This is a genomic window from Stenotrophomonas sp. 2YAF22 (assembly GCF_052114665.1).
Lineage (GTDB): Bacteria > Pseudomonadota > Gammaproteobacteria > Xanthomonadales > Xanthomonadaceae > Stenotrophomonas > Stenotrophomonas indicatrix.
In genome coordinates this window covers 1-1,310 of sequence record NZ_JBFRFE010000867.1, presented here as the reverse complement: position 1 = coordinate 1,310, position 1,310 = coordinate 1, and the positions used below count along the sequence as shown (strand labels likewise).

Genomic DNA, 1,310 nt, shown 5'->3' with positions numbered 1-1,310 from the left:
CGTCTTCCTGTGCCTTCACCGAGGTCAATTCCACCTTCGACAGACGTCGGTAGCGGTCCTCGTAGGTATCGATCATCAGCAGGCCCACGGCACCGGCCGAGTACGCCACGAACAACACCACCCAGAACCAGAACTTGGCCCCATGCAGGAATCGACGGTAGTTCATCGCCCGTCCCTCGTTCCAATCAATCGCTTGATCCATTCCTTCATTTTCCCCGCACCTTGCCGCGAAACCGCGGCGTCATACACAAATTCACGGAAGTCCTGCGTTCCATCYGGCGAACAGATCCCTCCATTCGCACAAAAACTGTTGACCAGCACGCTGTCGGCTCCACAGGGAAGACCGAGTTCGCAGGCCGCAACCCGCCATGCCAGTTCACTGAGCTGTTCGCCGGCCACCATGCCGGTCAACGCCTTGTCGCCAGCCGCGCGCAACCCCATGCCCGGCGCGATCGCCATGTACGCCTCCGGATCGCGCGAGGTACGTACGCGTTCAACCAGATCGCGGCGATACTGCTCGCTGTCGTGCAGCGGCTCACCTTCGGCAAACAGCGCCGCTTCGGCCGCCAGGTTGCCCTGCTGGGCCGCACGACGACGTTCGCCGAGCACCAGTGCCGGCCCCAGCTTGTCGCCGGGCACGAAGCCCCCGCAGCGCTGCGCCACCCGTTCGCGCGCCTCCACCATCTCCGGTGCAGCACTCAGGCCGAGGCCGGCCAGCACGTTGTTGTCCAGGCGATAGCCACCTGGATCGACCGCGTACTGCGCACAGTAGTCGTAGACCCGGCTGAGCATCCAGCGCGCCTCGTGGTTGCCCTGGTCGGCCTGCACACGCAGGCGCTGCGCGTAGGCGTACAGATCGGTGGCACCTTCGATGTCGGCACGGATATCCAGCGGCAGGCCCGAAGGCAGCGCGGTACCACGTTCGAACGCAGCGAGGCGGCGTTCCAGGGCTTCCGGCATTACCGGTGCCAGCGCTCCCTGCGCATCGCTGCCCTGGGCTGCCAGCGGCACATCGACGCGCGTGTTCGTGTCCAGGTTGTGGCCCGTGGCCCGATAGCCGGCCACGCCCAGCACGGCCACGGCCGGCAGGACGAGCAACCAGGTTTTCAGGGTCGGGGCGAAGGCCATCGGCAACGGGCGGCTGTACGGCGCACAGGAAAGCGCCGAGTTTAGCAAGGCCCGTGAGGCCTGTCTGAATCGGCTTCGTTCATCTCAAGGCATACGGAGACGGCCTGATGGTCTAGCATGGCCCCCTTTCCCGCGATTGCCCTCACCGCCATGCCGTTCCTGGAACTGACCCTGCGTTGCAC

At 65.2% G+C, this 1,310-nt stretch carries 1 protein-coding gene; it reads right to left on the bottom strand.

The features are described 5' to 3' along the window. Positions 1–162 precede the first annotated feature (162 nt). Complete coding sequence (locus tag AB4Y84_RS21830) at positions 163–1,128, bottom strand: hypothetical protein (RefSeq protein ID WP_223496859.1); 966 nt, start codon at positions 1,126–1,128, stop codon at positions 163–165. Positions 1,129–1,310 lie beyond the last annotated feature (182 nt).